Raw genomic sequence first — 18531 nt, forward strand, 5'->3', positions numbered from 1 at the left:
TTCTCGGATGATTCTACCGCCGCAGATCCTGTGAGGCTCAGAGTTCCGCCGCATTCATACGGGTGAGCAGCAGCGCCTCTGTCGCAACCGCGTGGCGGAAGGTGTCGAGGTGCAGCGACTCGTTCGGGCTGTGCGCGCGAGAATGCGGGTCTTCGACGCCGGTGACGAGGATCTGCGCGGACGGGAACTCCCGCACCAGGTCGGCGATGAACGGGATCGAACCACCGACACCCAGATCGACGGGCGGGACACCGTAGCCGTCGCGCATCGCATCGCGCGTCAGCTGCACCGCCCATCCGCTGGTGTCCACGAGGAAGCCATCGCCCAGGTCGACATCCGAGAACGCCAGCTCCGCGCCGAACGGGGCGTGTGCCCGCAGGTGGCTCTCGAGGGCGTCGTACGCGTCCTGTCCCGTCTGCCCTGGCGCGACGCGCGCACTGATCACCACCGTGACCTCGGGAAGCAGCGTGTTGGATGCCGCACCCACGCTCGTCGCATCGATCCCGATCACGGTCACCGCGGGCTTGTTCCAGATCCGGCTGAGGATCGTGCCGTCGCCGATCGGAGTCGTGCCGGGCAGGAGCCCCGCCTCGTCGCGGAGCGTCGCCTCGGTGTAGTCGGGGGTGGGGGCGTCGCGCTCGGTCATTCCGGCGACGGCCACGGAACCGTCGGCGTCCCACAGCGTCGACAGCAGCTTCACCGTCGTCATCATCGCGTCGGGCACCGCACCCCCGAACTTGCCCGAGTGCGACGCGTGGTCCAAGGTGCGCACGCGCAGCGTGAAGCGGGCGTTGCCGCGGAGAGAAACGGTGAGCCCAGGGGTGACGGAATCCCAGTTGCCGGAGTCGGCGACCACGATGGCGTCGGCACGAAGTGCATCCTTGTTGTCGGAGAGGAACTGGGCGAACGAACGGGACCCGTACTCCTCCTCCCCCTCGATGAACATCGCGATGCCGAGGTCGAGGTCATCGCCGAGCACCTCGTGCACCGCTCGGATCGAGGCGATGTGCGCCATGATCCCCGCCTTGTCATCTGCGGCACCGCGCCCGTAGAGGCGCCCGTCCCGCACCGTCGGCTCGAACGGCGGGGTCTCCCAGAGTGCGTCATCGCCCGGAGGCTGCACATCGTGGTGTGCGTAGAGCAGGATCGTCGGCTTGCCGTTGCGGGCCGCGCGCGTGGCGAGGACAGCCGGCTGTCCCTGCTCATCGGTGCCGGGGATCGCAGCGCGCAGCACTCGAACGTCGTCGAAGACTCCGGTGTCCGAGGCCAGCGCTGCCACGGCTTCCGCGCTGCGCTCCAGCTGGGTCTGGTCGAACGCGGGCCAGGCCATCCCGGGAATGCGCACGAGGTGGCCGAGGTCCGACAACGCGGAGGGGATGCCGGTCGCCACGGCCTCGAGGACAGCGGCATCGGGCTCACGGGGAGGAACAGGAGAGGTCATGCGAGTAATCTTAAGGTGATCCCCCGCAGCGAACCGAGGAACTCCGTGGCCACTACCCCTGTCTCCCCTTCGACGAACGACGACGCCTCCGAGACGCCAGCCGTCGGAAAGGGACGCGCGACGCCGACCCGTGCGGAGCAGGAGGCCGCTCGTCGCCGCCCCCTGGTCGCCAACACCAAGGAAGCCAAGGCAGCTGCCAAGGCCGAGCTCAACGAGCGCCGAGCCAAAGCGCAGGCCGGTATGGCCGCCGGCGAGGAGAAGTACCTCCCCGTCCGCGACAAGGGCCCCCAGCGTCGTTGGGTGCGCGACTACGTCGACGCGGGCTGGCACCCGGCCGAGTTCGTGATGGGCGTGATGGTGCTGGTCATCCTCGCCTCGCTGCTGCCCACGAACATGATGATCTCGTTCTATGCGTACGCGGTGATGATGGGCTACCTGGTGATCGCGATCGGCGGCATGATCCTGCTGAGCATGCGGGTCAAGCGCAAGGCCGCGGCGAAATTCGGCAAGGAGCGCCTCGAGCGCGGCCTCGGCTGGTACGCAGCGATGCGGGCCCTGCAGATGCGATTCATGCGCCTGCCGAAGCCGCAGGTCAAGCGCGGGCAGTACCCCGACTGACCAGTCCCCTGTTGATCTCGCGGCCCCAGAACGGACCGCGGTACAGGAACGCCGTGTAACCCTGCACGAGAGTGGCGCCCGCTTCCAGACGCTCCTGCACATCGGCAGGCGTCTCGACACCGCCGACCGCGATCACGCAGAAGTCGGCGGGCACCGCAGCGCGCACGACGCGCAGCACTGCGAGCGAGCGCTGCTTCAGCGGCGCACCCGACAGACCGCCGGCACCGGCAGCCTCCACTTTCGCCGCGTCCGCGAGCAGGCCGTCTCGACTGATCGTCGTGTTGTTCGCGATGATGCCCGCGAGACCTTCGGCGACCGCCAGCTGCGCGATCGCCGCGATCTCCTCATCCGGCAGGTCGGGGGCGATCTTGACGAGCAGCGGGGTGGCGCCGGCGGCCTGCTTGACCGCGCGCAGGAGTGGGGCGAGAGTCTCCACCGTCTGCAGCCCGCGCAGCCCCGGCGTGTTGGGAGACGACACATTCACCGCGAGGTAGTCGGCGAGCGGGGCGAGGCGGGTTGCGGAGGCCACGTAGTCGGCGGTCGCGTGCTCCACGTCCACCACCCGGCTCTTGCCGATGTTGACACCGACGACCGTGTCCGGGGCACCACGACGCAGGCGGGCGAGACGGCGTGCTGCCGCATCCGCGCCGGCGTTGTTGAAGCCCATCCGATTGATGACCGCGCGATCGGCGATGAGCCGGAACAGCCGCGGCTTCGGGTTGCCGTCCTGCGGAACCGCCGTGATCGTCCCGACCTCCACGTGCCCGAAGCCGAGCGCAGCCAAACCACGCACCCCGACCGCGTTCTTGTCGAACCCGGCCGCGATGCCGAACGGCGAGGGGAAGGTCAGACCCAGCGCCTCGACGCGCAGCGAGGGGTCCGGGCGCGTCATCGCGCGCGTCGCCCAGGAGAAGGGGGGCACGCCCAGAACGCGGATCACCGCCATTCCGGCGTGATGGGCGAACTCAGGGTCGAAGCGCGAGAGGACAGCGCGAAAGAGCAGCGGATACATCCCTGCCAGATTACCGGTCCGCGGGCTCCTGCTTCGTGTGGTCGGCGCGCAGGTCGGTGATCGCTGCCTCGAAGTCCTCGAGGGAGTCGAATGCCTGGTAGACACTGGCGAAGCGCAGGAACGCGACCTCGTCGAGCTCACGCAGCGGACCCAGGATAGCGAGACCGATCTCGTTCGCGTCGAGCTGCGAGACACCGGTCTGGCGGACGGCCTCCTCCACCCGTTGCGCGAGGATGGCGAGGTCGGCCTCGGTCACGGGCCGCCCCTGACACGCTTTGCGCACGCCGGAGATGACCTTCTCGCGGCTGAACGGCTCCATGACGCCGGAGCGCTTGATGACGTTGAGGCTCGCCGTCTCGGTGGTCGTGAACCTGCCCCCGCACTCGGGGCACTGACGGCGCCGTCTGATCGAGAGCCCGTCGTCGCTGGTGCGCGAGTCGATGACGCGGGAGTCGGGGTGACGACAGAAGGGGCAGTGCATCTGACCGATCCTACGCGCTGAAACGCGCCTCGATCGCCTCACCGTGCGCGGGGAGCACCTCGGTCTCGGCGAGGGCGACGACACCGGCGCGAACCTCGGCCAGCGCGGCACGGTCGTAGGAGATCACCTGCTGCGGGCGCAGGAACGTGTACGACCCGAGACCCGGCGCGTAGCGCGCCTGACCGCCGGTCGGGAGCACATGGTTGCTCCCCGCCATGTAGTCGCCGAGGCTGACGGGAGTCTGGTCGCCCACGAACACCGCACCGGCGCTGGTGAACGCCGCAGCCGCATCCTCGGCGTCGACGAGATGCAATTCGAGGTGCTCGGGAGCATAGGCGTTACTGAAAGCCGTCGCCATGGCACGGTCGTCGACGAGGACGATCGCGGATTGCGGACCGCCCAGAGACGCGGCGACACGCTCGCTGTGGCGTGTGACCGACGCCATACGCGCGACCTCGACGGCGACCTGATCAGCGAGCTCGACCGCATCCGTCACCAGGACGGCGGAAGCCTGCTCATCGTGCTCCGCCTGGCTGACGAGGTCCGCAGCGATGAGTCGCGGGTCGGCCTCGGCATCGGCGACGACGAGGATCTCTGTCGCGCCGGCCTCGGAATCCGTGCCGACGACACCGGCTACGGCGCGCTTCGCAGACGCGACGTAGTTGTTGCCGGGACCCGACACCACATCGACCGGGTCGAGGCGCAGCGACGGAACACCATGCGCGAACGCGCCGATTGCGCCGGCTCCCCCCATGGCATAGACCTCGGTGACGCCCAGCAGGGCGGCGGCCGCCAGAATCGTCGGGTGGATTCGCCCTCCCTGATCGGCCTGCGGTGGCGAAGCCAGCGCGATCTGCTCGACACCTGCCACCTGTGCGGGAACCACGTTCATGATCACACTCGACGGGTAGACCGCCTTGCCGCCGGGGATGTAAACGCCCACGCGGTGCACGGGCTGCCACCGCTGCAGAATGCGGGCCCCGGGGCCGATCTCGGTGGTCCGAGCCGTCGGCACCTGGGCTTCGGATCCGCGGCGCACGCGGACGATCGCCTCTTCGAGCGCGGCACGGACGGCGGGTTCGAGGGATGCGAGCGCCTCGGCGGTGTGCTCCGCAGGAACACGGACCTCGTGACCGGTCACCCGGTCGAACTGCTCGGCCTGCTCCCGGAGCGCCGCTTCACCACGGACGCGCACGTCCTCGACGATGCGTGCGGCGGTGTCGAGCGCCTCCGCACGCGCCTGTGCGGCGCGGGGTACGGCCGCGAGCATGTCAGCGGGCGAGAGCTCGCGCCCCCGCAGGTCGATCGTGCGCATTTCAGCCCTTCGAGATGTCGGAGATGTCGTGGAGGTAGCCGATCCGTCCGTCGTCATGTCGGACGACATAGGCACCTCCACGGTCCTCGATCACGAGTGCCCAGGCGCTCGGTCCGATGCGGAACAGCGGCTCTCCCCGCTCGTCATGCACATCCCGTTCGGAGGCGGCGAGAATCCAGAACGGCTGCGCGGCGGGCGTCGTCTCGCGCGGGTTCGTCGCATCGAGATCCGGGTCGCCATCGGCCAGGCCCTCCACGATGCGGGGCTCGTTCTCGGCTGTGACATCGCCGGTCTCATAGGTCGCCGCCGTCTCGAGCAGTGACTCGATGCTCCCGGTGTCCGAGACGATCTCGGGCTCCTGTCCGCGGGAACGACGTGAGTACGCGGGCGTGTACTCCTCGTCGGAGGCGTCGTGATCCGTCCCGACTCCGCCCCCGGACGCATGCGCCGTGAGGGGAACCTGCTCCGCGAGGTCGAATCGCGCGATCTCGTCCGTCGCCTGTCGGCCGGTCGTCTCGTCGTCGAGGTCGGTCACGGGAGGCAGTGCCGATCCGTCCACCGTGACATCGGCCGGAGTGTCACTGGTGGCCGCGGCCGATTCGGCGACGGGCGCGGGCTCAGGGCGTGGGCGTGCGATCACCGGTCGCACCGGATTGGCATTGCGATGGGCGAGCGTGACGAGACGTCCGTGGAAGTCCTCTTTCAGGCCCGGAATGATCGGGGCGAAGACGGTGAGCACGACCAGTGCAAGAGAGGTGATGACCATCCCCACGCCGTTCCACGGGAGCCCCCAGTAGCCGGTGGCGATGAGCCCCGAGATCGAGAGCCACAAATTCCCGACCCAGACGACAGCCGCGACGGAGAACGTCACCGAGGCGAACTGATCGATGCCCAACGAGCCCACCCGGCGGATGCCGTCCGGCGAGAAGCGACGCAGCACCAGGAGGAACACGGCCACCGTCGGAAGCGCGATCGGAAGGATCCACTGGATGCCGACGCCCCACAGCGACAGGCCGCCGGTCAGCGGGAAGAAGGACAGGATGAAGGAGACCGCCCACACTCCGACGATCAGCAGCTCGCGCAGCGTGAACCCGAAGATGCCGAATTCCGGCGTGACTTCATCGTCGTACAGAACGCCGTCGTCGTCACTGAAGATCGAGTCCTCGGGGTCGGACTCGGGAAGGTCGGGTTCGGAGGTGTCCGTACTCATGATGGTCCTTTCGTCACAGTGCTCGACGGGAAGTTTCGCCGTGCTGTCGACGGCTCACGATCCTACCCGCTCACCCCAGACAGGTGGGTCCGAGCAGCGACTTGAGGTCGCCGAACAGGTCTGCCGAGACCTTGACGGGCATCGGCACTTCGAACACCTTCGCGGTACCCCCGCGGTGCACTCGGAGCAGCACCTCGGTGTCGCCGTTGTGCCGACGAAGAACCTCGGCGAGCTCCGTCATCACGCGTTCCGTCGCACGCTGCTCGGGGAGGACGAGCGCCAGCGGACCCGCGGCATCGAACGATCCGATGTCGGGCGCGAACGCCGATTGGGCATGGAGGTTGAGCCCGTCATCCCGTCGCGAGACGCGCCCGCGGACAGCGAGGATCGCATCCTGCTGCAGCGTGTGCTGGAACTCGGTGTAGGTCTTCCCCATGAACATCACGGTCACCTCACCGTTGAAGTCCTCGACGGTGATCATGCCGTAGGGGTTTCCGCTGGCCTTGGCGACGCGGTGCTGCACGCTGGTGACGAGCCCCGCGACCGTCACCTGGTCGCCGTCCTGGAGGTCCTCGGAGTTGTTGAGGTCGTGAATCGAGATCGACGCGTGCTTCGCCAGTGGAACTTCGAGCCCCGCGAGCGGATGATCGGAGACGTAGAGCCCAAGCATCTCCCGCTCGAAGGCGAGCTTGTCTTTCTTGATCCACTCCGGACGCGTGGGCACCTTGGCGGGCGCCGCCTCTTCCATGCCGTCGTAGAGGCTGTCGAAGTCGAAGCCGATCGCGCCCTGGGCCTCGTTGCGCTTGCGGTCGACGGCCGCCTCGACCGCGTCTTCATGCACCTCCATGAGGGCCCGCCGCGTGTCTCCCATCGAGTCGAAGGCGCCGGCCTTGATCAGCGACTCGACGGTGCGCTTGTTCGAGACGTGCAGCGGCACCTTGTCGAGGAAGTGGTGGAACGAGGTGAACCGCTCGTCCTTTCGAGCCCGCACGATGCCGTCGACGACGTTGCTGCCGACGTTGCGCACAGCGCCGAGACCGAAGCGGATGTCGTCGCCGACGGCCGCGAAGTAGTTGATCGAGTCCGACACATCGGGCGGGAGCACCTTGATACCCATGCGGCGGCACTCGTTCAGGTACAGCGCCATCTTGTCCTTGGAGTCGCCGACGCTGGTCAGCAGCGCCGCCATGTACTCGGCGGGATAGTGCGCCTTGAGGTAGGCGGTCCAGTACGACACCAGACCGTACGCGGCAGAGTGGGCTTTGTTGAAAGCGTAGTCCGAGAAGGGCAGCAGGATGTCCCAGAGCGCCTTGATCGCCGCCTCGCCGAACCCGCGCTGCTTCATGCCGCCCGCGAAGCCCTCGTACTGCTTGTCGAGCTCGGACTTCTTCTTCTTTCCCATGGCGCGGCGCAGGATGTCTGCCTGTCCGAGGCTGAACCCGGCCACCGCCTGGGCGATCGCCATCACCTGCTCCTGGTAGATGATGAGGCCGTAGGACTCCTGAAGGATTTCTGCCAGCGGCTCCTCGAGCTCGGGATGGATCGGGGTGATCTCCTGAAGACCGTTCTTGCGCAGCGCGTAGTTGGTGTGCGAGTTCGCTCCCATGGGCCCGGGACGGTACAGGGCGATGAGGGCCGAGATGTCACCGAAGTTGTCGGGCTTCATCAGGCGCATCAGCGAGCGCAGCGGCGGGCTGTCGAGCTGGAAGACACCCAGAGTGTCGCCGCGCGCGAGCAGCTCGTACACGCCCGGGTCGTCGAGGCCGAGGTGCTCGAGGTCGAGCTCCTCGCCACGGTTCGTCCGGATGTTGTCCAGCGCGTCCGAGATGATCGTGAGGTTGCGGAGCCCCAGGAAGTCCATCTTGATCAGACCGAGCGACTCGCACGACGGGTAGTCGAACTGCGTGACGATCTGGCCGTCCTGCTCGCGCTTCATGATCGGGATGATGTCGAGCAGCGGGTCGGACGACATGATGACGCCGGCGGCGTGCACACCCCACTGCCGCTTCAGTCCCTCGAGCCCGAGCGCGCGGTCGAAGACCGTCTTCGCCTCGGGGTCGGTCTCGATCAGCGCACGGAACTCGCTCGCCTCTTTGTAACGGGGGTGCGCAGAGTCGAACATCCCGTCGAGCGGCATGTCCTTACCCATGACGGGCGGCGGCATCGCCTTGGTCAGGCGCTCCCCCATGCTGAACGGGAAGCCGAGCACACGACCCGCGTCCTTCAGAGCCTGCTTGGACTTGATGGTGCCGTACGTGACGATCTGGGCGACGCGCTCCGAGCCGTACTTCTCGGTGACGTAGTCGATGACCTCGCCACGACGCCGGTCATCGAAGTCGACGTCGAAGTCAGGCATCGAGACGCGGTCGGGGTTCAGGAACCGCTCGAAGATCAGACCGTGCTCGAGGGGGTCGAGGTCGGTGATCTTCATCGCATACGCGACCATGGAACCGGCACCGGAGCCACGGCCGGGACCGACGCGGATGCCGTTGTCCTTGGCCCAGTTGATAAAGTCGGCGACGACGAGGAAGTAGCCGGGGAAGCCCATCTGCAGGATGATGCCGGTCTCGTACTCCGCCTGCTTGCGCACCTTGTCGGGGATGCCACCCGGGTACCGGTAGTGCAGACCCGTCTCGACCTCTTTGATGAGCCAGCTGTCCTCGGTCTCGCCGTCCGGCACCGGGAACCGCGGCATGTAGTTCGCCGAGGTGTCGAACTCGACCTCGCAGCGTTCGGCGATCAGCAGGGTGTTGTCGCACGCTTCGGGGTGATCGCGGAACAGCTGCCGCATCTCGGCGGCCGTCTTGATGTAGTAGCCGTCGCCGTCGAACTTGAACCGGTTCGGGTCGTCCATGGTGGAGCCCGACTGGACGCACAGGAGCGCCTCGTGCGCGTCGGCCTCGTGCTGGTGCGTGTAGTGCGAGTCGTTGGTGGCGACGAGCGGGATGTTGAGGTCTTTCGCGAGCCGGAGCAGATCGGTCATGACCCGTCGCTCAATGGAGAGACCGTGGTCCATGATCTCGGCGAAGTAGTTCTCCTTGCCGAAGATGTCCTGGAACTCTGCGGCCGCCGCCCGTGCCGCGTCGTACTGGCCGAGCCGGAGTCGTGTCTGCACCTCGCCCGACGGGCACCCCGTCGTCGCGATGATCCCCTTGCCATAGGTCTGGAGCAGCTCGCGGTCCATGCGCGGCTTGAAATAGTAGCCCTCCATGCTCGACCGGGAGCTGATCCGGAAGAGGTTGTGCATGCCTTCGGTGCTCTGGCTCCACATCGTCATGTGGGTGTAGGCGCCTGAACCGGAGACGTCGTCGCTCTTCTGGTCGGGCGAGCCCCACTGCACGCGTGTCTTGTCGCTGCGGTGGGTGCCCGGGGTCATGTACGCCTCGAGCCCGATGATGGGCTTGATGCCCGCGTTCCGCGCCGCGTTGTAGAACTCGAACGCCGCGAAGGTGTTGCCGTGATCGGTCACCGCGATGGCCGGCATGCCGTACTCGGCGGCCGCCTGGGTCATCGCATTGATCTTCGCCGCACCGTCCAACATCGAGTACTCGCTGTGCACATGAAGGTGGACGAAGGAGTCGGATGCCATGCCTTCGAGTCTACGGCGGAGCCCCGACACCGAAGGTCGGTGCCAGTCTCGTCCGCACGCGGTTGATGCGCGATCGGACGGCCCCACCGCGACGCCGAGGGCGATCGCGATCTCTTCGTAGGTGAGATCTCCCCAGGCAGACAGCAGCTGAGAGCGACGCGATCATCGGCGCCAGCTCCCTGGTGGACGTCATCGACTGCACCGGGCGCTCGGCGTCGACCCTCGTCATCGCATTCGTCGAACCCACCGTCCGACAACTGCTCCTCGCCCGCGACGGATCCTGCGAACGACCGCCAGTGCTTTGCCTACACCGCCCGATGCCTGCGAATCACGCGCGAGGCGATGCCGAGCAGCCAGGGCACTGCTGATTCGACGTTGGCGTCGTAGTCTGCGCGGCGGCGGAAGGCGACAAGGAACGTCTCGCTCAACACGTCTTCCGCGGCGTGCCGTCCGATGCGATAGGTCGCGAACGCGTTCACGGAGCGCGCATGTCTATCGAAGAGCTCGGCGAACGCCGCCGGCTGCTGAAGAGATCGCTGGATGATCTCGCTGTCTGTGCTCACGCTGTGTATTGCCCGTGTGGCATCGAACGGTTCACGCTTTCTTCGAAGAATTTCGTGACGCGCCCAGATCGAGCCTCATCAACACCCGAGGGAACCCGTCGAGCACGGAACCCGTGTCCGCCGCCTTCGCGAACCCCGCGCTCTCGAAGAGCGCTCGAGTGCCGACGTACGCCATGGTGAGATTCACCTTCTCCCCGGCGTTGTCGACGGGGTACCCCTCGATGGCCGGGGCTCCGCGTTCTTTCGCGTATGCCACAGCTCCCTCGATAAGCGCGTGGGAGATGCCCTGTTTGCGGTGCCCCGGCCGCACGCGGAAGCACCACAGCGACCACACGTCGAGGTCGTCGACATGTGGGATCAGCCGATTGCGGGCGAAGCTCGTCTCACGCCGCGGGTGCAGCGCCGCCCAGCCCACCGGCTCATCATCGAGGTACGCGATCACGCCGGGTGGCGGATCCTGATGACACAGCTCCCGCACACGATCAGCGCGCTGCTCCCCGCGCAGCGCGACGTTCTCCTTGCTGCCGATGCGATAGCTCAGGCAGAAGCAGACGTTCGACGTCGGTTTCTTCGGGCCGACGAGCGCCGCGACATCGTCGAACTCCGTTGCTGGTCGAACCTCGATGTCCATGCGATCAGTGTGCCGGAGACGGCCGACATCGCAACGCCGACGCACGGGCTATTCGCCGCGCAGCACATCCAGTGCGTGCCGGAAGTCCTCCGGATACGGGGATTCGAACTGCACCCAGTCCCCCGTCGCCGGATGGGCGAACGCGAGCTGGTGCGCGTGCAGCCACTGCCGAGTGAGCCCGAGCCGAGCCGACAGCGTCGGGTCGGCTCCATAGAGCGGGTCCCCGACGCAGGGATGCCGATGCGCCGCCATGTGCACGCGGATCTGGTGAGTGCGGCCCGTCTCGAGATGGATCTCCAGGAGCGAAGCACCGGGGAAGGCCTCGAGCGTCTCGTAATGAGTGACCGAGGGCTTGCCGTCCGGAACCACCGCGAATTTCCAGGAGTGGTTCGGGTGCCGCCCGATCGGCGCGTCGATCGTGCCCGCCAGCGGATCCGGATGCCCCTGCACCACGGCGTGATAGATCTTCTCGACCGTGCGGTCCTTGAACGCCTGCTTCAGAACCGTGTAGGCGTGCTCGGACTTCGCGACGACCATCAGACCGCTGGTGCCGACATCGAGCCGATGCACGACGCCCTGACGCTCGGGCGCGCCACTCGTGGCGACACGGAATCCTGCGGCCGCGAGAGCGCCGACGACCGTGGGGCCCTCCCAACCGACCGACGGATGCGCCGCGACGCCGGTGGGCTTGTCGACCACGACGATGTCGTCGTCGTCGTACACGATGCCGAGTTCGGGCACCGCGATCGGGACGATCTTCGGTGCTTCCTTCGGCCGCCACTCCACATCGAGCCACCCGCCGCCGCGGAGGCGGTCGGACTTGTCGAGTGTCACGCCGTCCAACCGCACACCGCCTGCTGCGGCGACGTCGGCGGCGAAGGTGCGGGAGAAGCCCATGAGCTTCGCCAGGGCTGAATCGACGCGAGTGCCGTCCAAGCCGTCGGGCACCGGCAGAGACCGCGATTCCACGATCAGCGACCTTCGGATGCGGGAGCCGCACCCTCCGAGGGCGCATCGTCGTCGTCTGCGCGACCGGCGGGCGCGTCCGCCGGCATGACGTCGGCGTCGGTCTCGGTGGCGGCGACAGCAGCCGCCGCTGCGGCCTCTGCTTCCTCCTCCGTCTCGACCACGGCATGGTCGCGCTCGCGCGTGCCGTCGAAGCGAAGCCCGAACACGACGAGGAGTGCGACCGAGATCATGCCGGTCACGATGAAGATGTCTGCCACGTTGAAGATCGCGGGCATCATCCACGGCATGGAGATCATGTCGACGACATGTCCGACAGGGAAACCGGGCTCACGGAGCAGACGGTCCGTGAGGTTGCCCAGCACACCGCCGAGCAGGCAACCGAGCACCACGGCCCACAGCCGCGACCTGAGGCCGAACGCCTTCCAGATGATGATCGACGCCACCACCGCGAGGGCGATCGTGAAGATCCACGTCACCTCGGAGCCGAGCGAGAATGCCGCGCCGGGGTTGCGGACGTAGTACAGCTGAAGGAACTCGCCGAGAACCGGAACCGGCTCATGCAGAGGCAGGTTCTCGATGGTGAGGTACTTCACAAACTGATCGGCGGCCAGCACGAGCGCTGCGAGAATCGCAACGATCGCACCGGCCGCCGACCGACGAAGGGGCGGGCGTCCTGACAAGAGGCGCCTTACAGACCGATCGCGGAGACGGGCGTGGAGTCCGTGGACGCCGACTTCTCGTCGAGCTCTCGAAGCTGGCCCTCGATGTAGCCGCGCAGCTGCGAACGGTAGTCGCGCTCGAAGTTGCGGAGTTCGGTGATGCGGGCTTCGAGCGTGTTGCGCTCGCGCTCCAGGCGTGCCGACTCTTCGCGCTGCTTCGCCTCGGCCTCGGTGCGGATGCGCGCGACCTCGGTCTCGGCCTCGGCGATGAGCGCGTTGCGCTTCGCCTCACCCTCGGCCACGTGCTCGTCATGCAGACGCTGCGCGAGCTCGATGATGCCGGCCGTCGCGGTCGCGGAACCCGTCGGAGCAGGCTCTGCAGGCACCTCGGCGACGGGCGCGGGGGCTTCGGTCGCGGCCGGAGCTGCCGGTGCGGCAGCCTCGGGAGCGGCGCCGGATTCGTACGCTGCCAGCTTGGCCTTCAGCTCGACGTTCTCCTCGAGAGCCTTGCGCCACTCGATGACGATCTCGTCGAGGAAGTCGTCCACCTCGTCCGGGTCGAAGCCGTCCTTGAAACGGACGTGCTGGAACTGCTTGGTGACGACGTCATCCGGGGTAAGTGCCATGAGTGGCTCCTCTTTCGATGAGTTCGAATGCCAGTATCGATGTATGGCGTGGTCGTGATGTGGCGCGAACCCGGGGCGCGCACCTGGGTGCCAGCATAGCCCCCGCGCCACAGCGCCGCGATGTCGCGACACCCAGACTGCGGGAACTCGGGGCGTGCCCGACGGGAGAATCAGGCGGTGTTCGTCAAATGAAAAGCCGCACGATGTTCATCAGGATCAGTACCACCAGCAGGGTGAGCGTGAACCCGAAGTCGAGGGACAGCGACCCGATCCGCAGGGGCGGGATGAGCCGCCGGAAGAACCGGATGGGTGGATCGGTGACCGTGTAGACGGCCTCAGCGGCGACCAGACCGAAACCCTTCGGACGCCATTCCCGATTGAACATCGGGATGTAGTCCAGGATGAGGCGCGCGAAGAGCACGAAGATGTACAGCAGCAGCAGCAGATGGACGATGCTCGCCGCGACGGAGACCAGCTCCACGAGTTACGACTGGTCGAAGCCCGCAGACTCAGCGTCTGCGTGTGCGATGCCCCCGTGGCCCGAAACCGCGATGTTCTCCGGCGAGAGCAGGAACACCTTCGAGGTGACGCGCTCGATACGGCCGTACAGACCGAGGGAGAGCCCGCTCGCGAAGTCGATGAGGCGACGCGCATCGGCATCGCTCATCTGGGAGAGGTTGATGATGACGGGGACGCCCTCGCGGAAGCTCTCGGCGATCAGCTGCGCATCGCGGTACTGCTTCGGGTGGACGGTGAGGATCTCGTTCACGGCTCCTGCAGACGGCTGGCGGACGGCGACGGGGCGACGCAGCGGCGTGACGGGAGCCGGTGCGGGCTCCTCGCGGTCACGGTCGCGTTCGCGGTGAGCGCGGGCAGGTGCCTGCGCCTCCTCCTCGTAGACCTCTTCCTCGTCGGCGAGGCCGAGATACACCATGGTCTTCTTCAGCGGGTTACCCATCGTGTCCTCCGGTTCGAACGTTTGGGGCTGGTCTTTTCACAGGTTAACCCCGGTCGGGCCGGGGGCCGGTGATTGCGGAGCCGATCCGCAGGTGTGTCGCACCGGCGGCGATCGCCTCGGCGAAGTCTCCGGTCATCCCGGCTGAGATCCAGGACGCGGCGGGCTCGGCGACGCGGACGGCATCGGCGATGTCGCGCAGCCGAGCGAACGCGGCAGCCGGTTCCTCATCGAGGGGCGCCACCGCCATCACGCCGCGCAGGCGCAGCGACGGGAGGGAGAGCACGTGCTCGGCAAGAGCCACCGCATCCGTGGGAGCGACGCCGCCTCGGCCTGGATCGTCCGTCAGGTTGATCTGGACGAGCACGTCGAGCACGTCGTCGCTCTCGGCCGCCCTGTGCAGGGCATCGGCGAAGCGGTCGCGGTCGACCGAGTGCACGACGTCGGCGCTGCGACGGATGGCGGCGGCCTTGTTGGTCTGGCCCTGACCGATGAAGTGCCAAGTCAGATCGAGAGCCGCCAACTCGGTCTGTTTCGCCGACAGCGCCTGCTGACGGTTCTCCCCGACCTCGCGCACACCGAGCGCACGCAGGTCGCGCACGAGGGAGGCAGGGTGGAACTTCGTCACCACGATACGGGTGATCTCCTCCCGCCCCCGCCCTGCGGCGCGCGCGGCGACGGCGATGCGTTCATCGATCGCCGTCAACCGCTCGGCCAGGCCCAGATGGTCCTGGCCGTCGATCGCCGAGGTCACTTCAGGAATTCGGGGATGTCGATGTCGTCGTCAGCGAAGGCCGGTTCGATGCTCGTGGTCGGCACGCGCTGCTGCACGGGCTCGGGCTTCGCCGTCTCGCTCTTGGTCTCGGACTCGTCCGGGAGGGCGACCTCGGGGAGCGTCGCGGCCGACGGACGCGAGACGACCATCGGATCCAGGCGGAGGGAGGGCTCCCCGCCGTCGAAACCGGCGGCGATCACGGTCACGCGGACCTCGTCGCCGAGGGTGTCGTCGATGACCGTACCGAAGATGATGTTCGCCTCGGGGTGCGCGGCCTCCTTGACGAGATCGGCGGCGTCGTGGATCTCGAAGATGCCGAGGTTCGATCCACCCTGGATCGAGAGCAGTACGCCGTGCGCACCCTCGATGGATGCTTCGAGCAGCGGCGACTCCACGGCCAGCTCCGCGGCCTTGATCGCACGATCGGCGCCGCGCGCGGAGCCGATTCCCATGAGGGCCGATCCCGCGCCCTGCATGACCGATTTGACGTCGGCGAAGTCGAGGTTGATCAGACCCGGGGTCGTGATGAGGTCGGTGATGCCCTGGACACCGGCGAGCAGAACCTGGTCGGCGGTGGCGAACGCCTCGATCATCGAGATGCCGCGGTCACTGATCTCGAGGAGGCGGTCGTTCGGCACCACGATGAGGGTGTCGACCTCTTCCTTGAGCTTGGCGACGCCGGCCTCGGCCTGGCTCTGGCGGCGGCGACCCTCGAAGGAGAACGGCTTCGTGACGACACCGATGGTGAGGGCGCCGATCGACTTCGCGATGCGTGCCACGACCGGGGCGCCACCGGTTCCGGTTCCGCCGCCTTCGCCGGCGGTCACGAAGACCATGTCGGCACCGGTCAGGGCCTGCTCGATCTCTTCGGCGTGGTCCTCGGCGGCGCGTCGACCCACCTCGGGGTCCGCACCGGCACCGAGGCCTCGGGTGAGCTCGCGGCCCACATCGAGCTTGACGTCGGCGTCACTCATCAGCAGCGCCTGCGCGTCGGTGTTGACGGCGATGAACTCGACTCCGCGGAGACCGAGATCGATCATGCGATTGACGGCATTGACGCCGCCACCGCCGACGCCGACGACCTTGATCACGGCGAGGTAGTTCTGGTTCTGGCTCATGGCCGGCCTCCGATTATTCGAGCCTGGAAAAGGGTGAACCTTAAACCTCAACTAGAGGTGTAAAGTATTTCCCGGTATTGCGTTCTCTTTGATCGAAGGTAAGCGCCGCCCGCCCTCGTGCGCGCGATCACGTGGGCGTGTCGCCCCATTCCCTCGCGAAAGCCGTCGGCGTTGCCGCGAAAGCCGTCAGCCGACGACGGCCACCTCGGGAGACGTGACGTCGATGGACGCCGCATCCGGGTTCTTAGCCATGGTCACCGAGAGTGTGAGCGCCTTGAGCGCCGACTCCTCCGCGCTCCCCCAGACCACGACCAATCCGGAATCGAGCGTCAGCGTCACATCGTCCGCGGTCGTCGCACGCACACCCGTGAGAGCGGCACGGACATCGGCCGGCAGCGCGCGCACGACGAGCCCGGCGCTCTGGAAAGCTCGCGACTCGACCCCGCCGTCGACGTCGATCACCGGCTGGCCCGCCGGCTGATCGGACGTGGTCGAGAGCGCGACGCCGGCGGCGTCGACGAGGGTGTATCCGGCGGTCGATCGGATGACGCCGACAGGCGTGCGCTCCACGATCCGCACCGTCAGGTCGTGCGGAGGGCGCGCTTCCAGCGCATACGTCTCGATGAGGGGAAACGCCAGCAGCGCGGCCTTCACCTCGCTGGTGTCCACGAGCGCGAGCGGCGTGCCGACCTGGTCGCCCAGAGCAGCCTCGATCGCAGCAGGATCGAGACTCGCAGCCCCGACCACGGTGATCTTCTCCACGGCGAACAGCGGACTGTACGCGGCCGCGACGCTGCCCCCGATCAGCAGGACCACCGCGCCGATGCTGCTCAGCCAGATGATCCGTCGACGCCGGGAACGCTGCGTGAAGCGCCGGATCTCGGAGCGGAGCGCCTTGCGTCTGGCCCGTGCCGCTCGCCACACGTCTCTCGTGGAGGTCGGCTCCGGCTCGTCGGCGACAGCCCCGGCGGCGCCGTCAGCACGAGGCTCCGGCACCGATTCATCCGATTCGGCCCGCGCTCCGACGAGGTCGTCGCTCCGACGACCGGGGCGCACCCGCCGTTCTGACGCGACGCCCTTCTCCGCCGGGTTCTCCGGGGCGGACGGAAGCGGTGCGGGACGGCGCATCGCTATGCCTCGTCGGTCTGGCGCAACGACTCGAGTACCTGCGGGATGATCTGGTAGACGTTGCCGCAGCCGAGGGTCACGACGAAGTCGCCGTCACGGGCGACCGTGGCGGTGTAGTCGGCCGCCTGCTGCCAGTCGGCGACGTAGTGCACATGGGACGGGTCGCGGAACGCGGTGCTCACCAGCTCCCCCGTGACGCCGGGCACCGGGTCTTCCCGAGCGCCGTAGACATCGAGCATCACCGTATGGTCCGCGAATTCCTCCAGGACGTCGGCGAACTCCTGATACATGTGCTGCGTGCGGGAGTACGTGTGCGGCTGCTGGATCGCGATGATCCGCCCTGACCCCGCGATGCTGCGCATGGCCTCGAGTGCCGCCCGCACCTCGGTGGGATGGTGCGAGTAGTCGTCGTACACCGTGACGCCCCGCTCGATACCGTGCTGCTCCAGCCGGCGCACGGTGCCGGCGAAGCCCTCGACGGCGCGCACGGCGTCGACGAGCGCGTATCCGAGTGCCCTGAGCACCGCGACGACCCCCGCCGCGTTGATCGCGTTGTGCACGCCGGGGACCGCGAGCTGCATGCGCACCTGCTCGTCCCCTTGGCTGATGGTCGCGGCGACCGGTCCGGCCGCGACGATGTCGCTGACACGCACGTCGGCGGTTTCCGCCTGGCCGAACGTCAGCACGTTCGGGTGGGTGATCCCGGCGCCGACGCGGAGCGCTCCGGCATCGTCGCTCGAGATGACGACGGCTTCGGTCGCGGCGTCGGCGAACCGCACGAACGCGTCGTGGAACGCCCCCTCCGAGCCGTAGTGGTCGAGGTGGTCGGGGTCGACATTGGTGATGAGCGCCACCGCGGTGTCGTAGAGCAGGAACGTGCCGTCGGACTCGTCGGCCTCGACCACGAACAGGTCGCCCGTGCCCGTGGCGCTCGAGGTGTCGAGCTGCTCGATGACGCCACCGTTGACGAAGTGCGGGTCGGCACCGAGCTCGCGCAGTGCCGTGACGATCATTCCCGTCGAGGTGGTCTTCCCGTGCGCCCCCGCGACCGAGACCAGTCGTCGGGAGCCGATCAGCCAGTGCAGCGCCTGCGACCGGTGGATCACATGGAGACCGCGAGCCTTGGCCGTCACGAACTCGGGGTTCTCGGGCCAGATCGCCCCGGTGTGCACGACGGTGTCGGCATCACCGAGGTGTGCGGCGTCGTGGCCGACGTGCACGGTCGCCCCGGCGGCTGCCAGGGCACGCAGGTTGTCACTGTCCGCCCGGTCGCTGCCGGAGACGCGGATGCCCGCATCGAGGAACATCTTCGCGAGGCCGCTCATGCCGGAACCGCCGATGCCGATGAAGTGGGCGGCGGTGATCGTCTCGGGAATGGGGAGGGAGAGGTCGGGTCTGATCATGTCCGCTTCAGTCTACTTTTCTTGGCTGTTCTCGGCCG

18 protein-coding genes are annotated in these 18531 nt (G+C 67.6%); 1 reads left to right on the plus strand and 17 read right to left on the minus strand.

Going from position 1 to position 18531, the window contains the following annotated elements; translation table 11 throughout:
• Positions 1 to 37: 37 nt before the first annotated feature.
• The gene (locus tag DW298_RS09360; RefSeq protein WP_136042161.1) at positions 38 to 1441 is read right to left on the minus strand and encodes a dipeptidase; all 1404 of its coding nucleotides are present in this window, start codon (positions 1439 to 1441) and stop codon (positions 38 to 40) included.
• 45 nt (positions 1442 to 1486) lie between these two features.
• Here DW298_RS09360 and DW298_RS09365 point away from each other — a divergent pair, with 45 nt between their 5' ends.
• Positions 1487 to 2059, plus strand: a complete 573-nt coding sequence (locus DW298_RS09365; protein ID WP_136042162.1) for a DUF3043 domain-containing protein — start codon at positions 1487 to 1489, stop codon at positions 2057 to 2059.
• On the opposite strand, the gene DW298_RS09370 is transcribed toward DW298_RS09365, so the two are convergent.
• The 16 genes from DW298_RS09370 to murC form a co-directional block, all read right to left on the minus strand.
• Positions 2034 to 3071, minus strand: coding sequence for a quinone-dependent dihydroorotate dehydrogenase (locus tag DW298_RS09370; protein ID WP_136042163.1), 1038 nt, complete (start codon positions 3069 to 3071; stop codon positions 2034 to 2036). The genes DW298_RS09365 and DW298_RS09370 overlap by 26 nt on opposite strands.
• A gap of 10 nt (positions 3072 to 3081) precedes the next feature.
• Positions 3082 to 3552, minus strand: coding sequence for a transcriptional regulator NrdR (gene nrdR / locus DW298_RS09375; protein ID WP_136042164.1), 471 nt, complete (start codon positions 3550 to 3552; stop codon positions 3082 to 3084).
• 10 nt (positions 3553 to 3562) lie between these two features.
• Positions 3563 to 4867, minus strand: coding sequence for a histidinol dehydrogenase (hisD, locus tag DW298_RS09380; RefSeq protein WP_136042165.1), 1305 nt, complete (start codon positions 4865 to 4867; stop codon positions 3563 to 3565).
• Position 4868: 1 nt separating this feature from the next.
• Entirely contained in the window at positions 4869 to 6077 is a 1209-nt protein-coding gene (locus DW298_RS09385; protein WP_136042166.1) for a PrgI family protein, read from the minus strand.
• A 70-nt stretch (positions 6078 to 6147) separates the two neighbouring features.
• Positions 6148 to 9666, minus strand: a complete 3519-nt coding sequence (gene dnaE, locus DW298_RS09390; protein ID WP_136042167.1) for a DNA polymerase III subunit alpha — start codon at positions 9664 to 9666, stop codon at positions 6148 to 6150.
• A 305-nt stretch (positions 9667 to 9971) separates the two neighbouring features.
• Positions 9972 to 10229, minus strand: coding sequence for a sigma factor (locus DW298_RS19635; protein ID WP_240745085.1), 258 nt, complete (start codon positions 10227 to 10229; stop codon positions 9972 to 9974).
• Positions 10230 to 10260: 31 nt separating this feature from the next.
• Positions 10261 to 10860 carry a GNAT family N-acetyltransferase gene (locus DW298_RS09400; protein WP_136042168.1) on the minus strand — a complete coding sequence of 200 codons (600 nt, stop codon included), beginning with the start codon at positions 10858 to 10860 and terminating at the stop codon, positions 10261 to 10263.
• A gap of 48 nt (positions 10861 to 10908) precedes the next feature.
• Entirely contained in the window at positions 10909 to 11829 is a 921-nt protein-coding gene (locus DW298_RS09405) for an RluA family pseudouridine synthase (RefSeq protein ID WP_136042169.1), read from the minus strand.
• Between the two features lie 2 nt (positions 11830 to 11831).
• Positions 11832 to 12509: a signal peptidase II gene (gene lspA / locus DW298_RS09410; RefSeq protein WP_136042170.1), complete on the minus strand. Its 678-nt coding sequence runs from the start codon at positions 12507 to 12509 to the stop codon at positions 11832 to 11834.
• An 8-nt stretch (positions 12510 to 12517) separates the two neighbouring features.
• Positions 12518 to 13114 carry a DivIVA domain-containing protein gene (locus DW298_RS09415; protein ID WP_136042171.1) on the minus strand — a complete coding sequence of 199 codons (597 nt, stop codon included), beginning with the start codon at positions 13112 to 13114 and terminating at the stop codon, positions 12518 to 12520.
• Positions 13115 to 13298: 184 nt separating this feature from the next.
• Positions 13299 to 13595 (minus strand): YggT family protein, encoded by a 297-nt coding sequence (locus DW298_RS09420; RefSeq protein WP_136042172.1) that lies wholly within the window; start codon positions 13593 to 13595, stop codon positions 13299 to 13301.
• Between the two features lie 3 nt (positions 13596 to 13598).
• Positions 13599 to 14072 carry a cell division protein SepF gene (sepF, locus tag DW298_RS09425; protein ID WP_029261566.1) on the minus strand — a complete coding sequence of 158 codons (474 nt, stop codon included), beginning with the start codon at positions 14070 to 14072 and terminating at the stop codon, positions 13599 to 13601.
• Positions 14073 to 14115: 43 nt separating this feature from the next.
• Positions 14116 to 14793, minus strand: a complete 678-nt coding sequence (locus DW298_RS09430) for a YggS family pyridoxal phosphate-dependent enzyme (RefSeq protein WP_136042295.1) — start codon at positions 14791 to 14793, stop codon at positions 14116 to 14118.
• Between the two features lie 26 nt (positions 14794 to 14819).
• On the minus strand, positions 14820 to 15962 hold the full coding sequence (gene ftsZ / locus DW298_RS09435) for a cell division protein FtsZ (protein ID WP_136042173.1): 1143 nt from the start codon (positions 15960 to 15962) through the stop codon (positions 14820 to 14822).
• Between the two features lie 186 nt (positions 15963 to 16148).
• The gene (locus DW298_RS09440) at positions 16149 to 17090 is read right to left on the minus strand and encodes an FtsQ-type POTRA domain-containing protein (protein WP_136042174.1); all 942 of its coding nucleotides are present in this window, start codon (positions 17088 to 17090) and stop codon (positions 16149 to 16151) included.
• Between the two features lie 2 nt (positions 17091 to 17092).
• Positions 17093 to 18493 (minus strand): UDP-N-acetylmuramate--L-alanine ligase, encoded by a 1401-nt coding sequence (murC, locus tag DW298_RS09445; protein WP_136042175.1) that lies wholly within the window; start codon positions 18491 to 18493, stop codon positions 17093 to 17095.
• Between the last annotated feature and the right edge of the window lie 38 nt (positions 18494 to 18531).

The organism is Microbacterium sp. A20 (assembly GCF_004794515.1).
Classification (GTDB): domain Bacteria; phylum Actinomycetota; class Actinomycetes; order Actinomycetales; family Microbacteriaceae; genus Microbacterium.

What these genes read in the sequence shown, in the direction of transcription:
- DW298_RS09360 (WP_136042161.1), bottom strand. Translation starts at nt 1,441, where the DNA reads ATGACCTCTCCTGTTCCTCCCCGTGAGCCCGATGCCGCTGTCCTCGAG.
- DW298_RS09370 (WP_136042163.1), bottom strand. Translation starts at nt 3,071, where the DNA reads ATGTATCCGCTGCTCTTTCGCGCTGTCCTCTCGCGCTTCGACCCTGAG.
- nrdR (WP_136042164.1), bottom strand. Translation starts at nt 3,552, where the DNA reads ATGCACTGCCCCTTCTGTCGTCACCCCGACTCCCGCGTCATCGACTCG.
- hisD (WP_136042165.1), bottom strand. Translation starts at nt 4,867, where the DNA reads ATGCGCACGATCGACCTGCGGGGGCGCGAGCTCTCGCCCGCTGACATG.
- DW298_RS09385 (WP_136042166.1), bottom strand. Translation starts at nt 6,077, where the DNA reads ATGAGTACGGACACCTCCGAACCCGACCTTCCCGAGTCCGACCCCGAG.
- dnaE (WP_136042167.1), bottom strand. Translation starts at nt 9,666, where the DNA reads ATGGCATCCGACTCCTTCGTCCACCTTCATGTGCACAGCGAGTACTCG.
- DW298_RS09400 (WP_136042168.1), bottom strand. Translation starts at nt 10,860, where the DNA reads ATGGACATCGAGGTTCGACCAGCAACGGAGTTCGACGATGTCGCGGCG.
- DW298_RS09415 (WP_136042171.1), bottom strand. Translation starts at nt 13,114, where the DNA reads ATGGCACTTACCCCGGATGACGTCGTCACCAAGCAGTTCCAGCACGTC.
- sepF (WP_029261566.1), bottom strand. Translation starts at nt 14,072, where the DNA reads ATGGGTAACCCGCTGAAGAAGACCATGGTGTATCTCGGCCTCGCCGAC.
- ftsZ (WP_136042173.1), bottom strand. Translation starts at nt 15,962, where the DNA reads ATGAGCCAGAACCAGAACTACCTCGCCGTGATCAAGGTCGTCGGCGTC.
- DW298_RS09440 (WP_136042174.1), bottom strand. Translation starts at nt 17,090, where the DNA reads ATGCGCCGTCCCGCACCGCTTCCGTCCGCCCCGGAGAACCCGGCGGAG.
- murC (WP_136042175.1), bottom strand. Translation starts at nt 18,493, where the DNA reads ATGATCAGACCCGACCTCTCCCTCCCCATTCCCGAGACGATCACCGCC.